The following is a 19,180-nucleotide window of genomic DNA, read 5'->3' on the forward strand; positions in this document are numbered from 1 at the left end:
TTACACACAAAAAAGGCATCATTTGATGCCTTTTTTATGCGCTAAAAAACTGTAACCGATTAATAAATAATAACAATATAACCTAGCGATATATCAATAGCCTATATTAAACCTTGTTCATTCAGCCCCTATTCAGCGAAAAAACGGTACAGTGATTTCACAGACATTTAGCTGGAGTTATTCGATGAATAAATTGTTTCGTACGTTTTTTATCTTCTTAATTTTACTGTCAACCCGAGGCGCGATTGCTCAACCTAACGAAGTTAAATATAACAAGTTAGCCGAGTCGTCTGATTTCAGCCAAACATCACATAATGACATCGACCAATTGGTCAGCCTGCGCGAACACAATACTCCCTCTGCAATTCAAGATACTAGTGACTTACATGCATTAATGACTCGCGCCCCTCAAGCACAACAAGAGCTCGCCGACCTGCTAATTCACATTAATAAAATTAGTCATACAGCCGCTATTATTCCTGCAACGAAAAGTTATGCTCGTGCTGCGCAAAAGGTGCAATTAAAGTTTAATGGCGACGCCAGCCAATTAACCGATATTGCCCGCGCCAGTGTGGTAGCTAATGATGTAAGCAGTTTATTAATAAGTTTTGAACAATTGCGCCAACATACTGATATTGTGCAATTAAAAAACCGATTTGCGGCACCTAAAACGTCAGGGTATCGTGACTTGAATGTATTAGTTAAATTGCCACAAAGCCAAATGGTGGTAGAAGTACAGTTTCATTTAAATGACATTGCTGAAATTAAGAGTGGCCCAGAGCATCAGGTTTACGAGCAAATTCAAGCCATAGAGTTACAAGCAAAAAACCAATCAAGAACATTAAACGACATTGAGAAAGCCAACATAGCTAAGTTACGCCAAGATTCTCACAAGCAATATCATAAAGCTTGGTTGAACTATAAACGTCAAAGTGTTTATCCATCGTCAATCCAAGCTGCATAGCTTTACCTTTACACACCCTTTGGCGCTCATTTGAGCGCTTTTTTTTTGCCAGAGAAACGCACACTCAAACACTTCTGCTATACTCGCGCCCAAGAGCTTCCTGCTGGATATAAACATGAACGAAATTATTGACCAACTGCAAGAATTAAGCGAAACCGTACCGGTGCCACTTGAGCTACCGACATTTGAACAGCTAGTTGAAGTTGAAGAACAAATCCTTATCGGTTTGCCTAATGATTTAAAAGAATTTCTGCTAGAAGCCAGTGACGTGATTTACGGCACGATTGAGCCTGTAACGGTTGCAGATCCTAATTCACATACCTATCTTCCAGAAGTAACTAGCTACGCTTGGTCTATTGGTATGCCGCGTGAACAAATTGCAATTTGCCAAGTCGGTGATGGCTTTTACTGCATTAACGAAGAAGGTGAAGTACAGTTTTGGGAAGATGGCCATTTCAACGAAGAAGGCTGGGAATCACTATGGGATTGGGTTGAAGACGTTTGGCTAGAACAGTAAGACTCTGTTGGCCATACAGTTAACTTTTTACGCATAGAATATAAATAACAGGAATAAACATGTCTAAGAATACCGGCTTGAACGCGATTGAGATGCAATATTTACGCTTATCTTTAGGCTTAACAACTGAACAAGTTGCCAGCCTAAGTGCCACCAGCAATGAAGATGTTTTAGCTTGGGAAGCGGGCACACTAGAAGCACCTGTGCCAGCTCAGAAAAAATTACTCGATATCGATGACATTATCGAAATGCAGGTGTTAAACACCACCGATGGTATTGAAGAGCTATTTAAAAAAGAGCCAAAGCGCCGTTTAGCGTTTGTGGTTTACCCCACTCAAGCGGTTTACACCCAGTATAATCCAGAGTTTTTAAGCTCATTACCGCTAACCGAATTGTATAACACTGCTGCATGGCGTATTAAAAAAGAATGTAAATTAGTGCTTGAGGTCGATGTGAGTTTGGTGGCTCTAGATGCTGAAGCATACAAAGCTTATCGCGCTGAAACAGGTGTAAGCGAAAGTCGTGAAAGCCGTGCAAAATGGGCTGCTACACAATTAGTGTAACGTTTAGCTCAGCAATAAAATAAAAAAGGAAAACCATAGGTTTTCCTTTTTTATTGGCCGCTAAATATTGGATGTAATCCGCTTAATGCAATCCAAAGGTCTCACGTAAAATACCCGCTATTTCAATAGCATCTGCAGGTTCTCCCCAAGCATTACCATCAACCGAATTATTGCCTGCACTTCCATCTACATTGACATCAAAGAACACAGGGATACAGCTAGGTTGTATATCAATACTGCCTAAATGTACCCCCCAATCTTCTATATCCAATAGGATTATTGCAATCTTTTGCATCACACTTTGCGCACCTTGTTGATGCAATACAACAAACATATCTTGGCAAGGTTCACACCAAGGTGCTGATAAACAAATCAATGGTATTCTGCCTAACGCTAAAGCATTGTTAGCTTGTTCTGCCACGCTATTTTTCAACGATGTTTTACTTACCTCAAGAGGAATAATCATCACACCAGATTGAGCAGTATCTTGTTTTAAAATTGGGTAATCTGTCGGAAATTCACTAATTAATCCCTTCTCAGTCGCCATCGCTTTGGCTTCATCAAGCGACTTTTTCACCGCTGCGGCATAATCATCGGCTATGTGCCGAATAGCTTGCCCATTCAACGATAGTCGCTTAAATAACTCGAGCGTATTGTCGACATCTTCATCAGCTACGACAAAACCGAAATAGGTATCGCCATTTTCAATCAGAATAAATGAGCGCCTAAATTGGCTCAGCCATAAATCAAATCCAGACAAGGCATGCAAACAGGCAGAGTTGGCCAGCAAATCATCTTTACCGCGCTCATCATCAATGAACTCGCCTAAATCTAACGTTTTTGCAATAGCCTTGGCTTGCCATAACACTTCATTATGATCGCGCACATCTACTTGTAACCATACCCACTGCTTTTGGCCATTTAACTGCGCATCTAATGATGACAACACATCATGAAAAGCATCCTCAACGCCATGCTCAGCTAACTTAGGCTGAATTTTGGCCCAAAGTTGCTGACGTAACATTAACGGTAGTGGTGCAGCAATCAGTTCGAATAAACACTTGCTGTCATCAATAAGCTGAGAGTTATCCCTGCCGATAACTTGATCGCGATAACGCTGCCAAGCAGTAAACGAGATAGATAAGTAATCGTATAGCATGACTTTATTTTCAAGTACGCAACGCGGTGAATGATAATCACTAGGAAGGTGTTCAACGTCTGCTTGAGACAGCACAAAGATAATTGGGTGTTCAGCTTCATTATTTGATGTTTTAACATCACCTTGTACATCAATCAGCACTAATTGCCATTGTTGCTGTAGCTCAAATAAGTAATCGACCAGACCCTTAGTCAGCTGAAAAACAGTAACATCAATACTCGACACGTTTTCGTCAGCCGCGATGCTAAATAAAGCACGACCGCCATCTTCATGTTGATATTCAAAACGCCTTGCTTCGATGGTATTAATATCTCTATGCGCCGACAGTGCGCTGGCTAACTCGCCACCATACCGATGATCAACTTGATGATTTTTAAAGGCAAATAGATACAAACTAAAACTCATTTTTCGACTCCTCCATGATTAGACCAAATATTGTGTTCTACGGGTTTGATCATCGAAAATAATGGGCTATTTGAACTCGCGATCATAATCACTTGCGCCTATAAACTCGATGGCCAGCACAAGTAACATATTCTCATTTAAGTGTTTTATAAATCATCAATTATGATTTTTTTGAATGGGTTGTAGTTCTTATTTTTGTTCACACTATAACTAATCTGAGCTCGGGATAATAAACGCCTTTCAAACAGTCCTTTGCCCTGCTAACTGCGTTGAATCGACTTACAACAGGCTCGCTATTGACGCGTCAATTCCCCTTGTTAACTGAACAAATGACAAGCTTGAAAGTAATAATGGGTAACATGTTGACTTTAAATAGTATAAGTTCATCCCTTATCCCGAGCTCAGGTTAACTATTATTTTTAAACAATAAAAAAGCCACATTACACTGCATGTGTTATGTGGCTTTTATCATTAAGTTGGTCTTATATTTAGAACTTCATTGTCACTTTAGTGTACACATAACGACCTAGTGGGTTATGTACGCCCATTGCATAACCATAAAGGTCAGCATCGCCATCACCAATCGCAAATGATGGCTCTTCGTCAAACACGTTGTTAACACCAACCGATAGTTTAAACATATCATTAATGCGGTATGAGCCAGACATATCAACTAACAACTGCGCGTCAACGGTGCGGGTTTTGTTGTAATCTTCAAACTCGCCGATATAGCTTAAGTTTACGTTTGCAGCAAAATCGTCCATCATCCAGTTAGTTGTTGCTAACCAACGGTGTTGTGGATACTCATACTCACCAGTGTAATCAATCGTTTCGCCATCAATTTCTTTTTCGAAACTGATTAAATAGCTGTACTCTAGACCAAACTTAACATCGCCATAGTTATTTAGCTCTAAAGCATAATGGGTCGATAAATCAAGACCTTGTACTTCTTGAGAGCCAATATTAACAAACCCAGATTTGATGACATCAATCGTACCGAAGGTTTCACCCGCTTGTGGAGCATTACGTAAACATACAGTGCTGTTTTGATCGCCACAGTGTTCATCGTAAAGATCTTGGTTTTGCAGTGAGTCAATTTTGTTGTCTTGAACAATATTGAATAAATCAAACCCGATATCAAATTGCTGACTTGGTGCCCAAATCATACCGACGTTCCAGGTTTCAGACTCTTCTGCATCTAAATCAGGGTTACCGGCAAAGATAAAGTTATAATCGAGTAACTCACAATCGACGTTGTCGGCAGCACAGCGATAGCTATCAACTAAAAAGTCACTCTTTTCAGATGGGCCTAAGCCAATTTGCGCAAGTGAAGGAGCACGAAACCCTGTTGACCAAGAACCACGCGCGGTTAACTCGTCACTAATACCCCATTGGAAAGCAATTTTAGGGTTAGTGGTTGAGCCAAAGTCACTGTAGCTGTCATAACGACCGGCTAGTTGTAATTCAAAACTGTCTGTCATTGGGATAGAGAATTCAACATAAGCGGCATGCTGATCGCGCGAACCAAACGCAGATATTGCTTCAGTACCAAAAATTAAACCGCGTTGGAACTGCTCATCAGGCACGTCACTGACGCTTTCTTCACGATACTCAGCACCTGCTGCCATCATGATATCGCGATCAGCGATGGTAAATGCTTGTCCTGTAATACTCGCATCATAAGCAGTAATGCTCGACTTGCCTTGTCTTACTAGGCTAGTGGTAATACGATCAATCACATCTTGTGAGTTTGTTACGCCACCAAATGGATTGTAGTTACCGGCATCAATTTCAGCTTGTAGATAATCTGTTCTTACCCAGCCCTGTGAACGATCGCCCGTTTGAGTTGATTCGCTGCGGCCACGTTGTGCTGATACTTCCCAGTCCCAATCGTTTATTACACCGCGAAGACCGGCAACAATACGCATGGTGTCTGATTCAATATCCCAACGACGAGCGCCGGCATCCACAGTACGGTAACGGCCGATATCAATCACCGCATCATCCGCAAATGGATTGTTTGGATGTGAGCCTGGTACAGTTAAGCCTGCATCTTCATCTAATGGTGTGGGTGCACCGCCCGCTTCAGAGGTGTTGTGTTGTACAGACAACTCTAAAAATGCGGTTAAGTCTTCACCTAACATGTAATCAAATTGGCCAATGGCCCCTACTCGCTCAGATGTAGGAATGGTCATGTTATATGGACCATAATCAAATAAGCAGCTACCACTTGCTGTCGCGCTGTCAGCAGGACAATCTGGGTCAATGGTTTTTACGCCATTGACATAAAAATAGCCTGGGTATCCACGTGATGAACGGTAATCTTCACCGCCATATGGTGATTGGTTTGCAGTACCAAAACGGCCCATGTCTTCTGCAGATAAAGTTCCGTTAGTAAAATAATCTAAAATAATTGATGCACTGCCTTTATCGGCTTTTACACCCCATACTAAACTCGCTGTGGTTTCGTCATAACCCGTACCACTGTCATCGCCATAACCTAGGTTAATTTCAATGCCTTCAATGTCTTTTTTCAAGACAATGTTAACTACACCCGCGATAGCGTCTGAACCGTAAATGGCTGACGCACCATCTTTAAGGATGTCGATACGTTCAATAGCAGAAACCGGAATGTTGTTAATATCAACAAATGAATTTGAAATACCTTCAGCAAATGCACTCGAACCAACACGACGACCATTGATTAATACCAATGTCGCATCTGGGCCTAAACCACGTAAACTGATTGATGCACCACCGTTTGCGGTAGAGTCTTGGCTGTTACCGCGGGTAGAAAATGCACCAGAGCCGTTAGCAGGCATACGCTCAAGTAATTGCTGTAGGTTGTCAAAACCCATATTGGCAATATCGTCTTTACTCAATGATTGTACTGGCGAAGGCCCTTCAATATCAGTCCGTTTGATACGAGAACCCGTCACTTCAATGCGTTCAACTTTTGCTTGGGCATCATCAGCCGCTTGAGCAATAAATGAAACGGGTGCAAAAGAGAGTGAAACAGCGATAGCGCAAGCGCTTCGTAACAGGGTAGTTTTTTTCATGATCATCCTTAACGTTAATTTATTGTTTTATATCCATGACTACTGCAAACTGCGGTAACAACATTACCGACTACTACTTTCTTGGATGCTAATCTACGTGTTCAAGTTAAGTTAAATTTTAACAATGTCAACACATTGTAAATACAATTCCGTAATGTAAATGTAACCAAAAACTTAATCAAGAATAAACAATCGGAAAAAGTGAATTTAAATTCTTTTGTTATGGAGGTCAGGTGAGAGATCAAAAACGAGTTAGCGCACACTTTCATGCAAACCTAGGCCTGTACTGGTTATTATCTGGTGCGGTATTCTTTTTGTTCAGTGTGGTGGGTATTCCTTTGTTATTATTGTGGTTTCCTTTAGGTTTACTGGCAATCAAACGGTATATTGCCAATATGAGCGCCGAATTAACTGAGCAAAAGCTAATTGTACGTAAAGGGTTACTCACCCGTACAGAAAACACCGTCCCTTTGGATAAAATCACCGATATGGCACTTATTCAAGGCCCTATTATGCGAATGTTTGGCCTTCATAAACTCACCGTAGAAACAGCTGGACAATCTGGCATAGGCTCTTTGATAAATTTAGTGGGTATTGTCGATGTGCAAGAATTTAGAGAGAAGGTGTTATTACAGCAATCATTGCTAAGAGAACGTCAAACAGCTGCTACAGATGTCAAAAATACAGATACCCTTTTAGTTGAAAACCTCCAACAAATTAACGCTACATTATTGCGTATTGAACAAAATTTACCCCCCCACTCTTCTCAATAGGCATTTGCTTTTTATTATGCAAAATAACAAAAATAACCTCTCTTTTATGGTCCAAATAAATACATTATTAAAAGCGACTGGCCCCGGCATTCTTATGGCTGCTGCAGCTATTGGTGCATCGCATTTAGTGGCATCGACTCGTGCAGGTGCCGAGTTTGGTTGGCAATTGGCCTGGTTAATTTTATTAGTAAACATCTTAAAATATCCCTTTTTTGCCGCAGGTGCGCGCTATACCGCAGCGACAGATGAGAGCCTACTTCAAGGCTATCAAAAGCAAGGAAAGGGCTATTTAATGCTGTTTACTGGTCTTAATGTCATTGCTGCCATTGCCAGTACAGCTGGGGTTTGCATGTTAACAGCAGCAATGTTGACTCAATTTGTACCGTTATCAATTGATGTTCTTGCACTTGCGGTATTACTTAGCTCACTAGCGTTATTGATTTTTGGGCATTACAAACTGCTCGACAAAATGACTAAAGTGATTATGTTTGCATTAACCTTAACTACACTAATCGCTGTTACATTAGCGTTTAATCACCAAACGGGTTTGGTTGCACCATCTGCAAGTGAATCACCTTGGCAATGGGCATACGTGGGATTTTTAGTTGCCATGATGGGTTGGATGCCTGCTCCCATAGAAGTCAGCGCCTGGAATTCTTTGTGGCTCATTGAAAAACGAAAAAGCCAAACGGTAACCGCGAAACAAGCCATTTTCGATTTCAATTTAGGTTATGTCACTACCGCCATTCTGGCGATTGTGTTTTTAGCATTAGGCGCACTAGTGATGCACGGCAGTGGTGAACGTTTCTCTGATTCTGGTGCGGTATTTGCTTCGCAACTTATTACGTTATACAGCCAAGTAATGGGCAATGAAACTCGCTATTTGATTGGTATTGTGGCTTTTTTATGTATTTTCAGCACCACGGTAACCGTCATAGATGGTTATAGCAGAACCTTAGATATGGGCTGGAAGCTGTTATCTAATAACACTTCCCCACGCAGTTATTTAACCCCTGTGATGCTAGTTATAAGTGCACTAGGTTTGATGCTCATTTTATTCTTTAAAGGTGCTCTGCTTCCGTTACTTGAGTTTGTGATGATCCTTGCCTTTATGACTACGGTTATTTTTGCCTGGTTAAACTTCCGCTTAATGACCAGTAAAAACTTACCTCAAGAACATCGTTATGGCCCTATTATGGTAGTACTGTCCTGGATTGGACTCGTGTATTTAGTTAGTTTTGCACTGTTGTTTATTTATTGGTATTTAACAAAATGATTGTTTTAAAAATGCTTGAACTAAAAGCCATAGGAAAAGTCACAACGCGAATTTTTGTATCAATAAGCTGTAGCTTATTGTCTTTATCTGCTTTTGGATTAAATTTTACCAACACAGATATACAAAAAATTATTGATAATGATTCGAGGCCATTTAGCGGTAGGATATTGATTAGTGATAATCAACAAACCTATACCGATTATCGAGCTGGCGATGGCATAACAAAAGACAGTCGCTTCATCATTGGCTCAATTTCTAAAACCATCACAGCGACTCTGGTTTTGCGTGCTGTAGATCAGCAAAAACTATCCTTAAACGATGATATTACTCATTACCTAAATATTGTGACTGAACATCCAGTCACTGTCGCCCAACTACTTAACCATACCTCTGGTATTTTGCCGCCCAAACCTGCAAGCTTAAATGCGAGGTCGCAATTCATTCCAGCGAGCCAATTTAGCTACTCAAACTATGGCTATAAATTGCTTGGCGATATACTCAGCCAACGCTACCACATACCCTACTCTGATTTGGTAAATCAATTTGCTGAGCAATACCAACTCGACATCAGTGCTGATGTTGGCGAAATCACCCACCTTTATACAAAAAAGCCGAGTTTAACGCCCGGGTTTATGGAGCAACAACAGCAACGAGTGCTTTTGGATGAACTCACTATAGACGATAGTTTTATTGCCTTTGGTGCCATGCAAGCCAGCAATCAAGGGATTGCCTCGTTCATCGCTGGCTTACAACAACAGCGTTTTATATCACCAGACAGTGTCAAAGCGATGTCTACGGTCAGTGCCAAGCGACCACATCGTTGGGGGGAACTCGGTTATGGTTATGGTTTGCAAATTAGCCAACAAGCGGCACTGTTAGAGTACAGTCATACAGGTTACTTACCCGGCTACATCAGTCTGATGCTCTATTATCCGCAAGCACAATTAAGTGTGGTTATTTTAGAAAATACCTCGTGGGACTTAGACAACATGGATCGTGTTTTTGGTTTACATGACAAAATCCGCCAGGCAATAAGAAATCGACTAAAAACTGACGAATAATCTGACTGTTCGCACATAACTCGTTATAATAGTCGCTCGTCACTTGACCTAAACCACTTATGCGCAGCCGCGCCAGAGAACCTTATGATTAACAATGATATTCTTCGCCGTATTCGTTTTGTTTTTGACTTTTCAAATGCCAAAATGATTAATATTTTCAGCCAAGCTAATACAGATATCACCACAGATGAAATTATTGCACTGCTGAAAAAAGAGGAAGAAGAAGGTTATCAAGCTTGTAACGACAAATTAATGTGTCAGTTTTTAGATGGTTTGATCATCAACAACCGTGGCTTAAAGCCAGGTACCGAAGTTCCTGCACCACTAAAGCAATTAACCAATAACCTTATTTTCAAAAAATTGCGTGTTGCACTAGAAATGCGCGAAGAAGATATTATTGCCGCATTAGCCTTAGCTGACTTTGCTATGTCTAAATCGGAACTAGGTGCACTTTTCCGTAACCCTGACCACAAAAACTACAAAACTTGTGGTGACCAAGTGCTACGTAACTTCGTTAAAGGCTTATCGATTAAACATCGCGGTAAGTAAACATACTCAATAAAGTGGCAATATCCACATTATAACACTCTATTAATGCGTAGCTTAGGCTGCGCATTTTTGTTTCTGGCGTTTGAATTAAAACAAAGCCAGTTAATTTACTCATTTGAAGTAGGACAATAATTCATAATAAAAAACGTGATTTTAGTCACTTAACAGACCACAAAAAACATCAGACGTGATAATCTACCTTGATAAATATCCTAACCACAAACACACATATAAAGGTTACCCATGGACGATAATAAACGCCCCCTATATCTTCCTTTCGCTGGTCCTGCGATTCTTGAATCACCTCTGCTTAACAAAGGCACAGCATTTAGCGAAGAAGAACGCATTTATTTTAACCTTGAAGGCTTATTACCTTGGGTTATTGAAACTATTAACGAACAGGCATCGCGTGCATATGACCAGTTTAAAAGTTTCAATAATGACCTTGATAAACATATTTATTTGCGCAACATTCAAGACACCAACGAAACGCTTTTCTATCGACTATTGCGTAATCACATCACTGAAATGATGCCAATCATCTACACCCCAACAGTGGGTTTAGCGTGTGAGCGTTTCTCCAAAAACTATCGTCGGAACCGTGGGTTATTTATTTCATACCCTAACAAAGACCGTATTGACGACATCCTCAATAACTCCACTCGTCACAAAGTAAAAGTGATTGTAGTCACTGATGGTGAACGTATTTTAGGCCTTGGCGACCAAGGTATTGGTGGTATGGGGATCCCAATTGGTAAATTATCACTCTACACCAGCTGCGGTGGCATCAGCCCAGCTTACTGCTTAGCGATTACCTTAGATGTGGGAACAGATAACCCGAATTTATTAGAAGACCCTATGTACATGGGTTGGCGCCATCAACGTATTGGCGGTGAAGAATACGCTGAATTTGTTGAGGAATTTATGCAAGCTGTTAGCCGTCGCTGGCCAGATGCATTAATCCAGTTCGAAGATTTTGCGCAAAAAAATGCCATGCCATTACTTGAGCGCTACAAAGATCAATATTGTAGCTTTAACGATGATATCCAAGGCACAGCAGCTGTTACAGTGGGTTCATTGCTCGCGGCCTGTAAAGCAGCAAATAGTACATTGAGCCAACAACGTATTACCTTTTTAGGCGCTGGTAGCGCGGGTTGTGGTATAGCTGAAGCTATTGTGGCGCAAATGGTTGCTGAAGGTATAAGCGACGAGCAGGCGCGCTCACAAGTCTTTATGGTTGACCGTTGGGGCTTACTACTGGACAACATGCCTAACCTGTTGCCTTTTCAGCAAAAATTAGCGCAAAAGTGCTCAGAAGTTAATGGTTGGGACAACTACAGCGATCATATTTCATTGTTAGATGTGGTTAACAACGCTAAACCTACAGTGTTAATTGGTGTATCTGGTGCTCCAGGACTATTTACCGAAGAAATTATTCGTGCAATGCATAGCCATTGTAAACGCCCAATTGTGTTTCCATTATCAAACCCGACAAGCCGTGTTGAAGCAACACCAAAAGATATTTTGCACTGGACATCAGGCCAAGCATTAGTGGCAACAGGCAGTCCGTTTGAACCGGTTGTTGTTAATGGCGAAACCTTTGAAATTGCCCAGTGCAATAATAGCTTTATCTTCCCGGGTATTGGTCTAGGCGTATTATCTTGTGGCGCTAAGCGCGTGTCAGATGAAATGCTAATGGCATCAAGCCAAGCGTTATCTGAATGCTCACCACTGGGTAAAAATGGTACGGGTTCTTTATTGCCAAAGCTTGAAGACATTCAAGAAGTGAGTAAATACATTGCCTTTGCAGTTGCTAGAACAGCGATTGATCAAGGTTTGGCATTACCATGCACCGATGAACTCTTACAGCAATCTATTGATGCAAACTTCTGGGAGCCAGAATATCGTCGATATAGACGTACAGCATTCTAATCTACATAGCTAAAACAGATAACTTAAACAAAGATTTAAAACTAAATTACCTGAGCTCAGGTTACATAAAAACAAAAATCCCAGCCAAGCTGGGATTTTTTATATTTGCTTGCTCAGTAAAAGATTAAGCCGACATAACCTGTTTAAAACTGTTGAACATAGAACGATCTGTACGGGCTTTTTTAAGCTTACGGACACACTCTTTAAGCGATTGCTCAGCTAAACGACCGAATACACCATCATATTCATTGTTATTCATTTCTTCTTCAGAGTCAGCGCTGTCAGCGATTTCTTGTGCCATTCGACTTAATTGCATCCAAGCATTGGCTATATAAAAACCATGAAATTCAGCTTTCGGCATTAACTTCTGTGCACTACCTGGCAAAGCATCCCAAGCGTTATTAAATGCATTGGCATTATCTTCAATCAACTCTTTAAATAAACCTTCGTAAGCTTCTTGAAGTGTTTCAGGTAACTTATCCATTGGCAGCACTTTATTGGCTACATTGTACGAAACTTGTTTTGCTACATCTTGATATTGCTGATCAACTTTACTCATGGTTTTCTCTCTAAAATCTGCCACTGATATAGACGCCGTAGGTGTCAGACGAGGCAATGGGGACAATACTTATCCCTTTATAAGGATCGGTAAAATACCAACCGGCTAAAATTCCGATAGCGGCGCCAGCCATTAGATCTTCAACATGGTGTTGATCACTAGCGACGCGGGTATAAGCAACATATGATGCCACTGCAAACGATGGTACACCATACTGCCAACCATAACGTTGGTTGATAAAAGTTGCGGCTGCAAAAGTATCAGCACTGTGGCCTGAAGGGAATGAATCATCACCGCTGCCATCTGGGCGATCTTTTTCGATGCTGTATTTTAACACTTCAACAACCAAACGACTCGCCACACCCGACTGTACTAATTGCCATGTGCCTTGATAATCATCTTCCACAATTAATGTACTTGCTAATGCTGTTGCGGGTAATAACAAGTGCAATACATCACCTGACTGCTCAAGGCTCTCCTTCGCTTGTGAAGGCAGAGTGACTAATAGCACGGTGACAATTATAACCTGTAATATTTTACGCATCATTCCTTTGCCTTTATCCATTACCGTTATGGGACATAAGTACCAATATTAATACAGGCGTCTTTATACTCGCGTGCTTATCTGAATGCAAACGACAACATAATTAGTGCGAAAAAATCATCCGCAAGACATTGATGTAAAAAAACGCTATTCTTGAAAAAGTTAACACGACAATAATAATTAACGCTGAGACTCTGACACTTTGTTTACGTTAAAAATAACTCAATTGACTCGCACGTTCATACTCATACTATCGATGGGAATGAGTTGCATTGCATATGCAAATCCTATCGAAAATGCTCGTGCTGATGAAATTTATCAACTATTTGATAGCGGGAAATTTTTACCCGATGAAGATGTGACTCAAATGCTGAGCGAGTACAAAAACAGCTTAGCGAGTGACGATACCGTTAGGCAACAATTGCACACACGTTTAACCTGTTGGAATTTACCCGCTGACAACGCTGAACAAATGATGGCTGCGGTGGCTTTTGCTGATGAATATCTAAAAATATACTCGCAACCGAGCCCATCGTTGATCCAAATTGATCTGCAATTATGTAAAACCTGGTTTTTGCATTATTTAGGTAAAAATGATGTCTTATTTGCTGATTTAGACACCGCCATCAACAATGCTTACTTGTTAGAAGATCCACGATTGATTGCCGATGGACGCAGTATTAGAGGCACCATTTTATCTTACATGGGTAACTTTTCTGCGGCATTAGAAGACCTTATTACCGCACAAAATCTATACGAAACAATGAACCTGCCCTATTGGGCTAATGTCAATCTAGGCGAACTCGCTAATAGTTATCGACGCTTCGGTGATGCTAAAAATGCTCTAAAATATCAAACAAAACTTGAACAATATTATTTACAAAATAATCAGCCATTTGCAGCCAATAAAATCAGTAACGAAATAGCCATGTCACTCGAAGAGTTAGGTCGTTTTCAAGAAGCAATTGTGCGCTATCAAAATAGCCGTGATTTTTTGCTCAGTAAAAATGAAGTCATTGCAGCAGCAGATGCCTTAGTTAGTATTGGTGGTAATTTAATTAACTTAAATCGTTTAAATGAAGCTAAGTCGGTACTCAACCAAGCCGAAAAACAAATAAAATCAGACAATGATGGCAGCTATAGCTACATGAATTTGTACCTTGCCCAAGTACATTATCAATTAGTAAGTCACACTCAAGCACTAGAATATATTCAAAAAGCAGAGCATGCTTTTCGTTACAGCGACAATGCTCGCGGCCTAAATAAGGCTTTACGTTTAAAAAGCCAAATCTACCAGTCATTAGAGCAATGGCCCGAAGCATATCAGTCATTATCTGCATTTGTTGATTCTCACGAAGCACTCGACAAACAAATCATGTCAGACAGAAACACTGAAATGCAGACTCGTTTTAATACCAACAAAATTCAAACTGAAAATGACTTGCTAGTGCAGCGAGACAAAGACAAAGAGCAACAATTGCAGATAATGCAGCGCAACGAAAACATGCAAATCATCATCATTATATTAGTGGCGATCATTTTACTAATTGTGTCTATTTTTGCTTACAAACAATTGATGCGCAAAAAGTTATTTAGACGTCTCGCAATGACAGATGAGTTAACTAAGCTATCTAACAGGCGCGATACTTACTCACAAGGGAAACATTTTTTAAAAGTGGCTCAAATGTCACACAAACCTTTTTCGATTATCTCTTTCGATGCCGATCATTTTAAACAAGTTAATGACCAACATGGCCATGATATTGGCGACAAGGTCTTAGTTAAGTTGGCATCAATTTGTGTCAGTATGATGCGCGAAACAGATGTTGTTGGCAGAGTAGGTGGTGAAGAGTTTTTAGTGTTATTGCCCAATATTGATAAAACCAATGCCATCGAAATTGCCACTCGCTTAATCGAAAACATTGCTGATTATGATTGGCAGCAAATTGCACCTAACTTAGCACAAACCGTCAGTGCAGGGGTGGCAAGCTACACCAATGAGCTAGAGCTATCACCATTGTTACTTAAAGCCGACAAAGCACTCTATTCTGCCAAAGCTGCTGGCCGAAACTGTGTCAAAGCCTAGTAAAACCGGTATAATTACTGCGTGTTTACTTAATGATTGTGTTATGACAGCAACGACTCCCGAATCAAACGTTGATCGCCAACTAGATCAGCAGGCGGATTTACAGACCGATCATATAACCAATCGTATCAATGAACCCTGCCCATTAACAGCGGCTCAACTTGACGCGCTCAACAGACAAATCAAACTCTGGGGTAAAGAACTTGGTTTTGCACAGATCGGGGTGGCAGATATTGATTTAAGCCAACATGAAGCGGGATTACAAGACTGGTTAGATAAAGGCTATCACGGTGAAATGAACTACATGGCGAGCCATGGCATGATGCGCGCTAGACCAAACGAGTTACATCCAGGCAGCTTAAGAGTCATTTGTGCACGTATGGACTACCTGCCGCCTGATGCAGGTTTTGCCAGTAACTTAACCAACCCTAATTTAGCCTATATCTCGCGTTATGCTGGCGGACGTGATTACCATAAAATGATCCGTCAACGTCTTAAAAAACTCGGAGACAAAATTACTGAACACTGTAAAACGCTCGGATTTGCCGCCACAGACTTTAGGCCCTTTGTTGATTCGGCCCCAATACTAGAGCGACCATTAGCCGACAAAGCAGGACTGGGCTGGACAGGTAAACATTCACTGATTTTACACCCAGAGGCTGGCAGCTGGTTTTTTCTTGGTGAACTGCTAATTAACCTTCCCCTACCTTTAGATATTCCAATAGAAGAAGGCTGTAACACTTGTGTTGCCTGCATAAAGTCATGTCCAACAGATGCGATTGTCGCCCCTTATGTGGTTGATGCTAGGCGCTGTATCTCATACTTAACCATTGAATTGCAGGGAGCGATCCCAGAAGAATTTAGGCCCTTAATCGGTAACCGAATTTATGGCTGCGACGATTGCCAATTAGTGTGTCCTGTTAACAGCAAGGCGCCATTAACAGCAGAGTCTGACTTTCATACTCGTCAAACTCTCATCCAACCTGAATTAATCAGCTTATTTAATTGGTCTGAGGCAGTATTTTTGCGTCAAACAGAAGGGAGCGCAATAAGACGTATTGGCCATAAACGCTGGTTGCGCAATATCGCCATCGCATTAGGCAACGCCCCAGCAAATCCAGAGATCATCGCCACACTCGAGCAACGCAAACTCAGCGACGAAGTTGACGACATGGTATTAGAGCATATTGACTGGGCACTTGAGCAGCAAAGACAAAAAGCACCTCAAGAGACGCTTTCACGTAAAACACAACGAGTCATCCGCTCGATACAAAAAGGCTTACCGAGAGATGCCTAGGCTTTGGGTCATCGAGCTATTCAAGCTAAACCGTCAAAAATTTAAGTATCTAAGGTAAAGCCCACTTTTATGGTCACTTGCCAATGGGCAACCGACCCCTCTTCTAGATGACCACGAGTTTCAATCACTTCAAACCAACGCAAATGCTTAACCGTTTTATTGGCCTGGGCAATGGCATTTTTAACCGCATCGTCACTGCTGATTGGCGATGAACCGACAAGTTCAATAATTTTATAAGTATGACTCATGCTTAACTCCTTATATTCAGCTCATGATTTTAACTCATGGCTTTTAGCTCATGGCGTTTAGCTCATCAATGGGCTGATTATCAATAATTAATCCTTTATTAGTATAGCCATAAGCTTGTCAGTTCGCTTTTTCTATCAGTCGATAGCTATATTTATTGTTTTAATCATTTCACGCTAGCAGTCGCGATCTATCCCCAACAAATAGGCATCTTGGTGAATCGTTTATTTCATTGTACAAATGATGAGCTATTGATAATTGAACACTTAGTAATTGAAAACTTAGAAATTGAATACTGTATACAGCTGAGATGCTTTATTAACAAAAATTAATAGTTAAATATGTAAAAAAACTCATACAGGCGTCTGGACGTCTAGAAGTTTATTGTGTTACTCTTCTGCCAAGCAATAGAATTGATTTCATCAGCTAGTTGAGCAAGATTCATGTGGAGAGAAAATGATAGAGCTTAGACACCTTCGCACCTTGATGGCGTTAAAAGAAAGTGGCAGTTTGGCAGGTGCGGCTAAAAAACGTTTTGTAACCCAGTCGGCGCTTTCTCATCAAATAAAAGAGTTAGAGACTCGTATTAACTCAGCTATTTTTGTTCGAAAAAGTAAACCGTTAACCTTCACTCACGAAGGTTCACGACTGCTGAATTTAGCAGAAGAAATCTTACCGAAGGTGATTGCCACTGAATCAGACCTTAAACGCGGTCTTGAAGGAGAAAGCCAACAGCTTAAATTAGGCATTGAATGCCACAGCTGTTTTCGATGGTTAATGCCGGTTATTGAGCAATTTAAGCAACATGCCCCTGCAGCGCAAATTGATATTTCAAGCCGACATTTATTTGATTCTCTTAATGCGCTAGAAACAGGCGGATTAGATATCGTACTCACCTCAGATCCGGTTCCTGGACACAGTGTGGCGTATCAACATTTGTTTGATTTTGAAGTAAAGCTAGTAACATCGAGTGAGCATGCTTTAGCGAAAAAAGCCTACGTGACACCGACAGATTTAGCGAAACAAACCTTGATTAGCTATCCAGTACCTTTAGCTCGTTTAGACATTTACAAACACTTTTTAGAGCCAGCAGGTGTTGAACCTGGTGAGCAAAAACAATGCGACTTAACATCAATGTTATTACAGCGTGTAGCGTGTAATGATGGTGTAGCGACGTTACCGACATGGTCAATTCGTGAGAGCCAAGGCTTAAGTTTAGCGGCTGTAAAACTAGGCTCTGAAGGGCTTAAACGTCCGTTGTTTGGCGCTTACCGCCGTGACGCCACTAATGCTAATTTGATTCAAAAGTGGCTCGAGCTCGTAGCAAGTGAAGGAATGGCATTACAACGGATTAATCAATAGTTTCCGTTTAGATAACACACGTCGAAGCACAAGTCCTGCAGAGTCAGGGTTTTGTGTTTGACGTAAGTTATGCGCTATCAAAAACTCTTCTCGTAAATCGTCATCTAACCCTAAAGACTCAAACGCTTCTAAAGACAGTTTTTGTTGTTGCTGGTCAATCAATGACTTAAGCACTTTTAATGACACAGGTCTTGGCAGCTCTGCATTTAAATATGCAAATGCCGTTAAGGCAATCACTTGGCCAAATACACTAAATAAGGCTAAGGTTTGCACTTCATCAGCATCGACTTTTATCCCGACTCCAGCTTCGTTTTCTGCCCGCAGTAACTCGATACAATCATGCGCAATCTTTTCATTTAACGCCCAGTAACCCTGCACTAGCTTTTTGTATGGCTCGGCGAGTTCATCAAGACGTTCTTTTAAATAAAATGAAAAAGCATAACGATAAATATTAACCTGACCTAAACGAATTAACGCATCTTTTACACTGCGGCTTTTGGTCGACACAACCCCAGCGGTTTGCGCTGTATTACTTCGTTGTAGTAAATGGGCGGCGAGCGCGGGATCCGCCGAGACGGTATCGATGACAACTCGAATATCAGCTTCGTTAATGAGTGCCTTTTTTAATGGGATCAAAATACCACGACGACCAATAACTTGCTCTTCATTGCCAATAATTGCTTGAACTTGAGTCAGCACTTGTTGTTCAAGATTTGTCATATGCATCAGTTACCTTTGGTGAAAGAATCAGGCTATAAATTAATTTAACGATATATCAAAACGAAAGCCAGTAATAGTTTACTGGCTTTCGTGTTTAAGCTTAGTTCA

The 19,180-nt window shown here is 40.9% G+C and carries 17 protein-coding genes; 11 read left to right on the forward strand and 6 right to left on the reverse strand.

The genetic code is table 11. The features are described 5' to 3' along the window. Positions 1–184: 184 nt before the first annotated feature. The 3 genes from IEY40_RS10250 (at position 185) to IEY40_RS10260 (ending at position 2,044) form a co-directional block, all read left to right on the forward strand. Positions 185–964, forward strand: a complete 780-nt coding sequence (locus IEY40_RS10250) for a RelA/SpoT domain-containing protein (protein ID WP_188955803.1) — start codon at positions 185–187, stop codon at positions 962–964. 115 nt (positions 965–1,079) lie between these two features. Further along, complete coding sequence (locus IEY40_RS10255; protein WP_188955805.1) at positions 1,080–1,481, forward strand: SMI1/KNR4 family protein; 402 nt, start codon at positions 1,080–1,082, stop codon at positions 1,479–1,481. Between the two features lie 59 nt (positions 1,482–1,540). Continuing rightward, a complete protein-coding gene (locus IEY40_RS10260; protein WP_188955807.1) occupies positions 1,541–2,044 on the forward strand; it encodes a DUF4447 family protein in 504 nt (167 codons plus the stop codon). 82 nt (positions 2,045–2,126) lie between these two features. Here the strand turns inward: IEY40_RS10260 and IEY40_RS10265 are convergent, their stop codons facing one another. Continuing rightward, the gene (locus tag IEY40_RS10265) at positions 2,127–3,608 is read right to left on the reverse strand and encodes a hypothetical protein (protein ID WP_188955809.1); all 1,482 of its coding nucleotides are present in this window, start codon (positions 3,606–3,608) and stop codon (positions 2,127–2,129) included. A gap of 488 nt (positions 3,609–4,096) precedes the next feature. Next, a complete protein-coding gene (locus IEY40_RS10270) occupies positions 4,097–6,667 on the reverse strand; it encodes a TonB-dependent receptor (protein ID WP_188955811.1) in 2,571 nt (856 codons plus the stop codon). Between the two features lie 233 nt (positions 6,668–6,900). On the opposite strand from IEY40_RS10270, the gene IEY40_RS10275 reads away from it, so the two are divergent. The 5 genes from IEY40_RS10275 (at position 6,901) to IEY40_RS10295 (ending at position 12,258) form a co-directional block, all read left to right on the forward strand. Then, positions 6,901–7,440, forward strand: a complete 540-nt coding sequence (locus IEY40_RS10275) for a PH domain-containing protein (protein ID WP_188955813.1) — start codon at positions 6,901–6,903, stop codon at positions 7,438–7,440. Between the two features lie 16 nt (positions 7,441–7,456). Next, on the forward strand, positions 7,457–8,716 hold the full coding sequence (locus tag IEY40_RS10280) for an NRAMP family divalent metal transporter (protein ID WP_188955815.1): 1,260 nt from the start codon (positions 7,457–7,459) through the stop codon (positions 8,714–8,716). A 167-nt stretch (positions 8,717–8,883) separates the two neighbouring features. Then, a complete protein-coding gene (locus IEY40_RS10285) occupies positions 8,884–9,777 on the forward strand; it encodes a serine hydrolase domain-containing protein (protein ID WP_188955817.1) in 894 nt (297 codons plus the stop codon). Between the two features lie 84 nt (positions 9,778–9,861). Continuing rightward, positions 9,862–10,326, forward strand: a complete 465-nt coding sequence (locus IEY40_RS10290) for a YehS family protein (protein ID WP_188955819.1) — start codon at positions 9,862–9,864, stop codon at positions 10,324–10,326. Positions 10,327–10,569: 243 nt separating this feature from the next. Next, positions 10,570–12,258, forward strand: coding sequence for an NAD-dependent malic enzyme (locus IEY40_RS10295; RefSeq protein ID WP_188955822.1), 1,689 nt, complete (start codon positions 10,570–10,572; stop codon positions 12,256–12,258). A gap of 124 nt (positions 12,259–12,382) precedes the next feature. Here the strand turns inward: IEY40_RS10295 and IEY40_RS10300 are convergent, their stop codons facing one another. Together IEY40_RS10300 and IEY40_RS10305 are read right to left on the reverse strand one after the other, a co-directional pair. Continuing rightward, positions 12,383–12,817, reverse strand: coding sequence for a DUF3069 domain-containing protein (locus IEY40_RS10300; RefSeq protein WP_188955824.1), 435 nt, complete (start codon positions 12,815–12,817; stop codon positions 12,383–12,385). Between the two features lie 10 nt (positions 12,818–12,827). Beyond that, positions 12,828–13,361: a phosphatase PAP2 family protein gene (locus tag IEY40_RS10305; RefSeq protein WP_188956024.1), complete on the reverse strand. Its 534-nt coding sequence runs from the start codon at positions 13,359–13,361 to the stop codon at positions 12,828–12,830. 262 nt (positions 13,362–13,623) lie between these two features. Between IEY40_RS10305 and IEY40_RS10310 the strand changes: the two genes are divergently transcribed. Next, positions 13,624–15,447: a tetratricopeptide repeat-containing diguanylate cyclase gene (locus IEY40_RS10310; protein ID WP_188955826.1), complete on the forward strand. Its 1,824-nt coding sequence runs from the start codon at positions 13,624–13,626 to the stop codon at positions 15,445–15,447. A 43-nt stretch (positions 15,448–15,490) separates the two neighbouring features. Further along, on the forward strand, positions 15,491–16,744 hold the full coding sequence (queG, locus tag IEY40_RS10315) for a tRNA epoxyqueuosine(34) reductase QueG (RefSeq protein WP_188955828.1): 1,254 nt from the start codon (positions 15,491–15,493) through the stop codon (positions 16,742–16,744). A gap of 41 nt (positions 16,745–16,785) precedes the next feature. Here the strand turns inward: queG and IEY40_RS10320 are convergent, their stop codons facing one another. Beyond that, positions 16,786–16,992, reverse strand: a complete 207-nt coding sequence (locus tag IEY40_RS10320; protein ID WP_188955830.1) for a dodecin — start codon at positions 16,990–16,992, stop codon at positions 16,786–16,788. A gap of 454 nt (positions 16,993–17,446) precedes the next feature. Here IEY40_RS10320 and IEY40_RS10325 point away from each other — a divergent pair, with 454 nt between their 5' ends. Continuing rightward, positions 17,447–18,352, forward strand: coding sequence for a LysR family transcriptional regulator (locus IEY40_RS10325; RefSeq protein ID WP_188955832.1), 906 nt, complete (start codon positions 17,447–17,449; stop codon positions 18,350–18,352). Here IEY40_RS10325 and IEY40_RS10330 read toward each other — a convergent pair. Next, positions 18,332–19,072: an HDOD domain-containing protein gene (locus tag IEY40_RS10330; RefSeq protein WP_188955834.1), complete on the reverse strand. Its 741-nt coding sequence runs from the start codon at positions 19,070–19,072 to the stop codon at positions 18,332–18,334. The two genes, IEY40_RS10325 and IEY40_RS10330, sit on opposite strands and share 21 nt — an antisense overlap. Between the last annotated feature and the right edge of the window lie 108 nt (positions 19,073–19,180).

It is taken from the genome of Shewanella ulleungensis (assembly GCF_014648315.1).
Taxonomy (GTDB): domain Bacteria; phylum Pseudomonadota; class Gammaproteobacteria; order Enterobacterales; family Shewanellaceae; genus Shewanella; species Shewanella ulleungensis.

What these genes read in the sequence shown, in the direction of transcription:
- IEY40_RS10325 (WP_188955832.1), top strand. Translation starts at nt 17,447, where the DNA reads ATGATAGAGCTTAGACACCTTCGCACCTTGATGGCGTTAAAAGAAAGT.
- IEY40_RS10270 (WP_188955811.1), bottom strand. Translation starts at nt 6,667, where the DNA reads ATGAAAAAAACTACCCTGTTACGAAGCGCTTGCGCTATCGCTGTTTCA.
- IEY40_RS10320 (WP_188955830.1), bottom strand. Translation starts at nt 16,992, where the DNA reads ATGAGTCATACTTATAAAATTATTGAACTTGTCGGTTCATCGCCAATC.
- IEY40_RS10305 (WP_188956024.1), bottom strand. Translation starts at nt 13,361, where the DNA reads ATGCGTAAAATATTACAGGTTATAATTGTCACCGTGCTATTAGTCACT.
- IEY40_RS10300 (WP_188955824.1), bottom strand. Translation starts at nt 12,817, where the DNA reads ATGAGTAAAGTTGATCAGCAATATCAAGATGTAGCAAAACAAGTTTCG.
- IEY40_RS10310 (WP_188955826.1), top strand. Translation starts at nt 13,624, where the DNA reads ATGAGTTGCATTGCATATGCAAATCCTATCGAAAATGCTCGTGCTGAT.
- IEY40_RS10255 (WP_188955805.1), top strand. Translation starts at nt 1,080, where the DNA reads ATGAACGAAATTATTGACCAACTGCAAGAATTAAGCGAAACCGTACCG.
- IEY40_RS10280 (WP_188955815.1), top strand. Translation starts at nt 7,457, where the DNA reads ATGCAAAATAACAAAAATAACCTCTCTTTTATGGTCCAAATAAATACA.
- queG (WP_188955828.1), top strand. Translation starts at nt 15,491, where the DNA reads ATGACAGCAACGACTCCCGAATCAAACGTTGATCGCCAACTAGATCAG.
- IEY40_RS10250 (WP_188955803.1), top strand. Translation starts at nt 185, where the DNA reads ATGAATAAATTGTTTCGTACGTTTTTTATCTTCTTAATTTTACTGTCA.
- IEY40_RS10265 (WP_188955809.1), bottom strand. Translation starts at nt 3,608, where the DNA reads ATGAGTTTTAGTTTGTATCTATTTGCCTTTAAAAATCATCAAGTTGAT.
- IEY40_RS10330 (WP_188955834.1), bottom strand. Translation starts at nt 19,072, where the DNA reads ATGACAAATCTTGAACAACAAGTGCTGACTCAAGTTCAAGCAATTATT.
- IEY40_RS10260 (WP_188955807.1), top strand. Translation starts at nt 1,541, where the DNA reads ATGTCTAAGAATACCGGCTTGAACGCGATTGAGATGCAATATTTACGC.
- IEY40_RS10295 (WP_188955822.1), top strand. Translation starts at nt 10,570, where the DNA reads ATGGACGATAATAAACGCCCCCTATATCTTCCTTTCGCTGGTCCTGCG.
- IEY40_RS10290 (WP_188955819.1), top strand. Translation starts at nt 9,862, where the DNA reads ATGATTAACAATGATATTCTTCGCCGTATTCGTTTTGTTTTTGACTTT.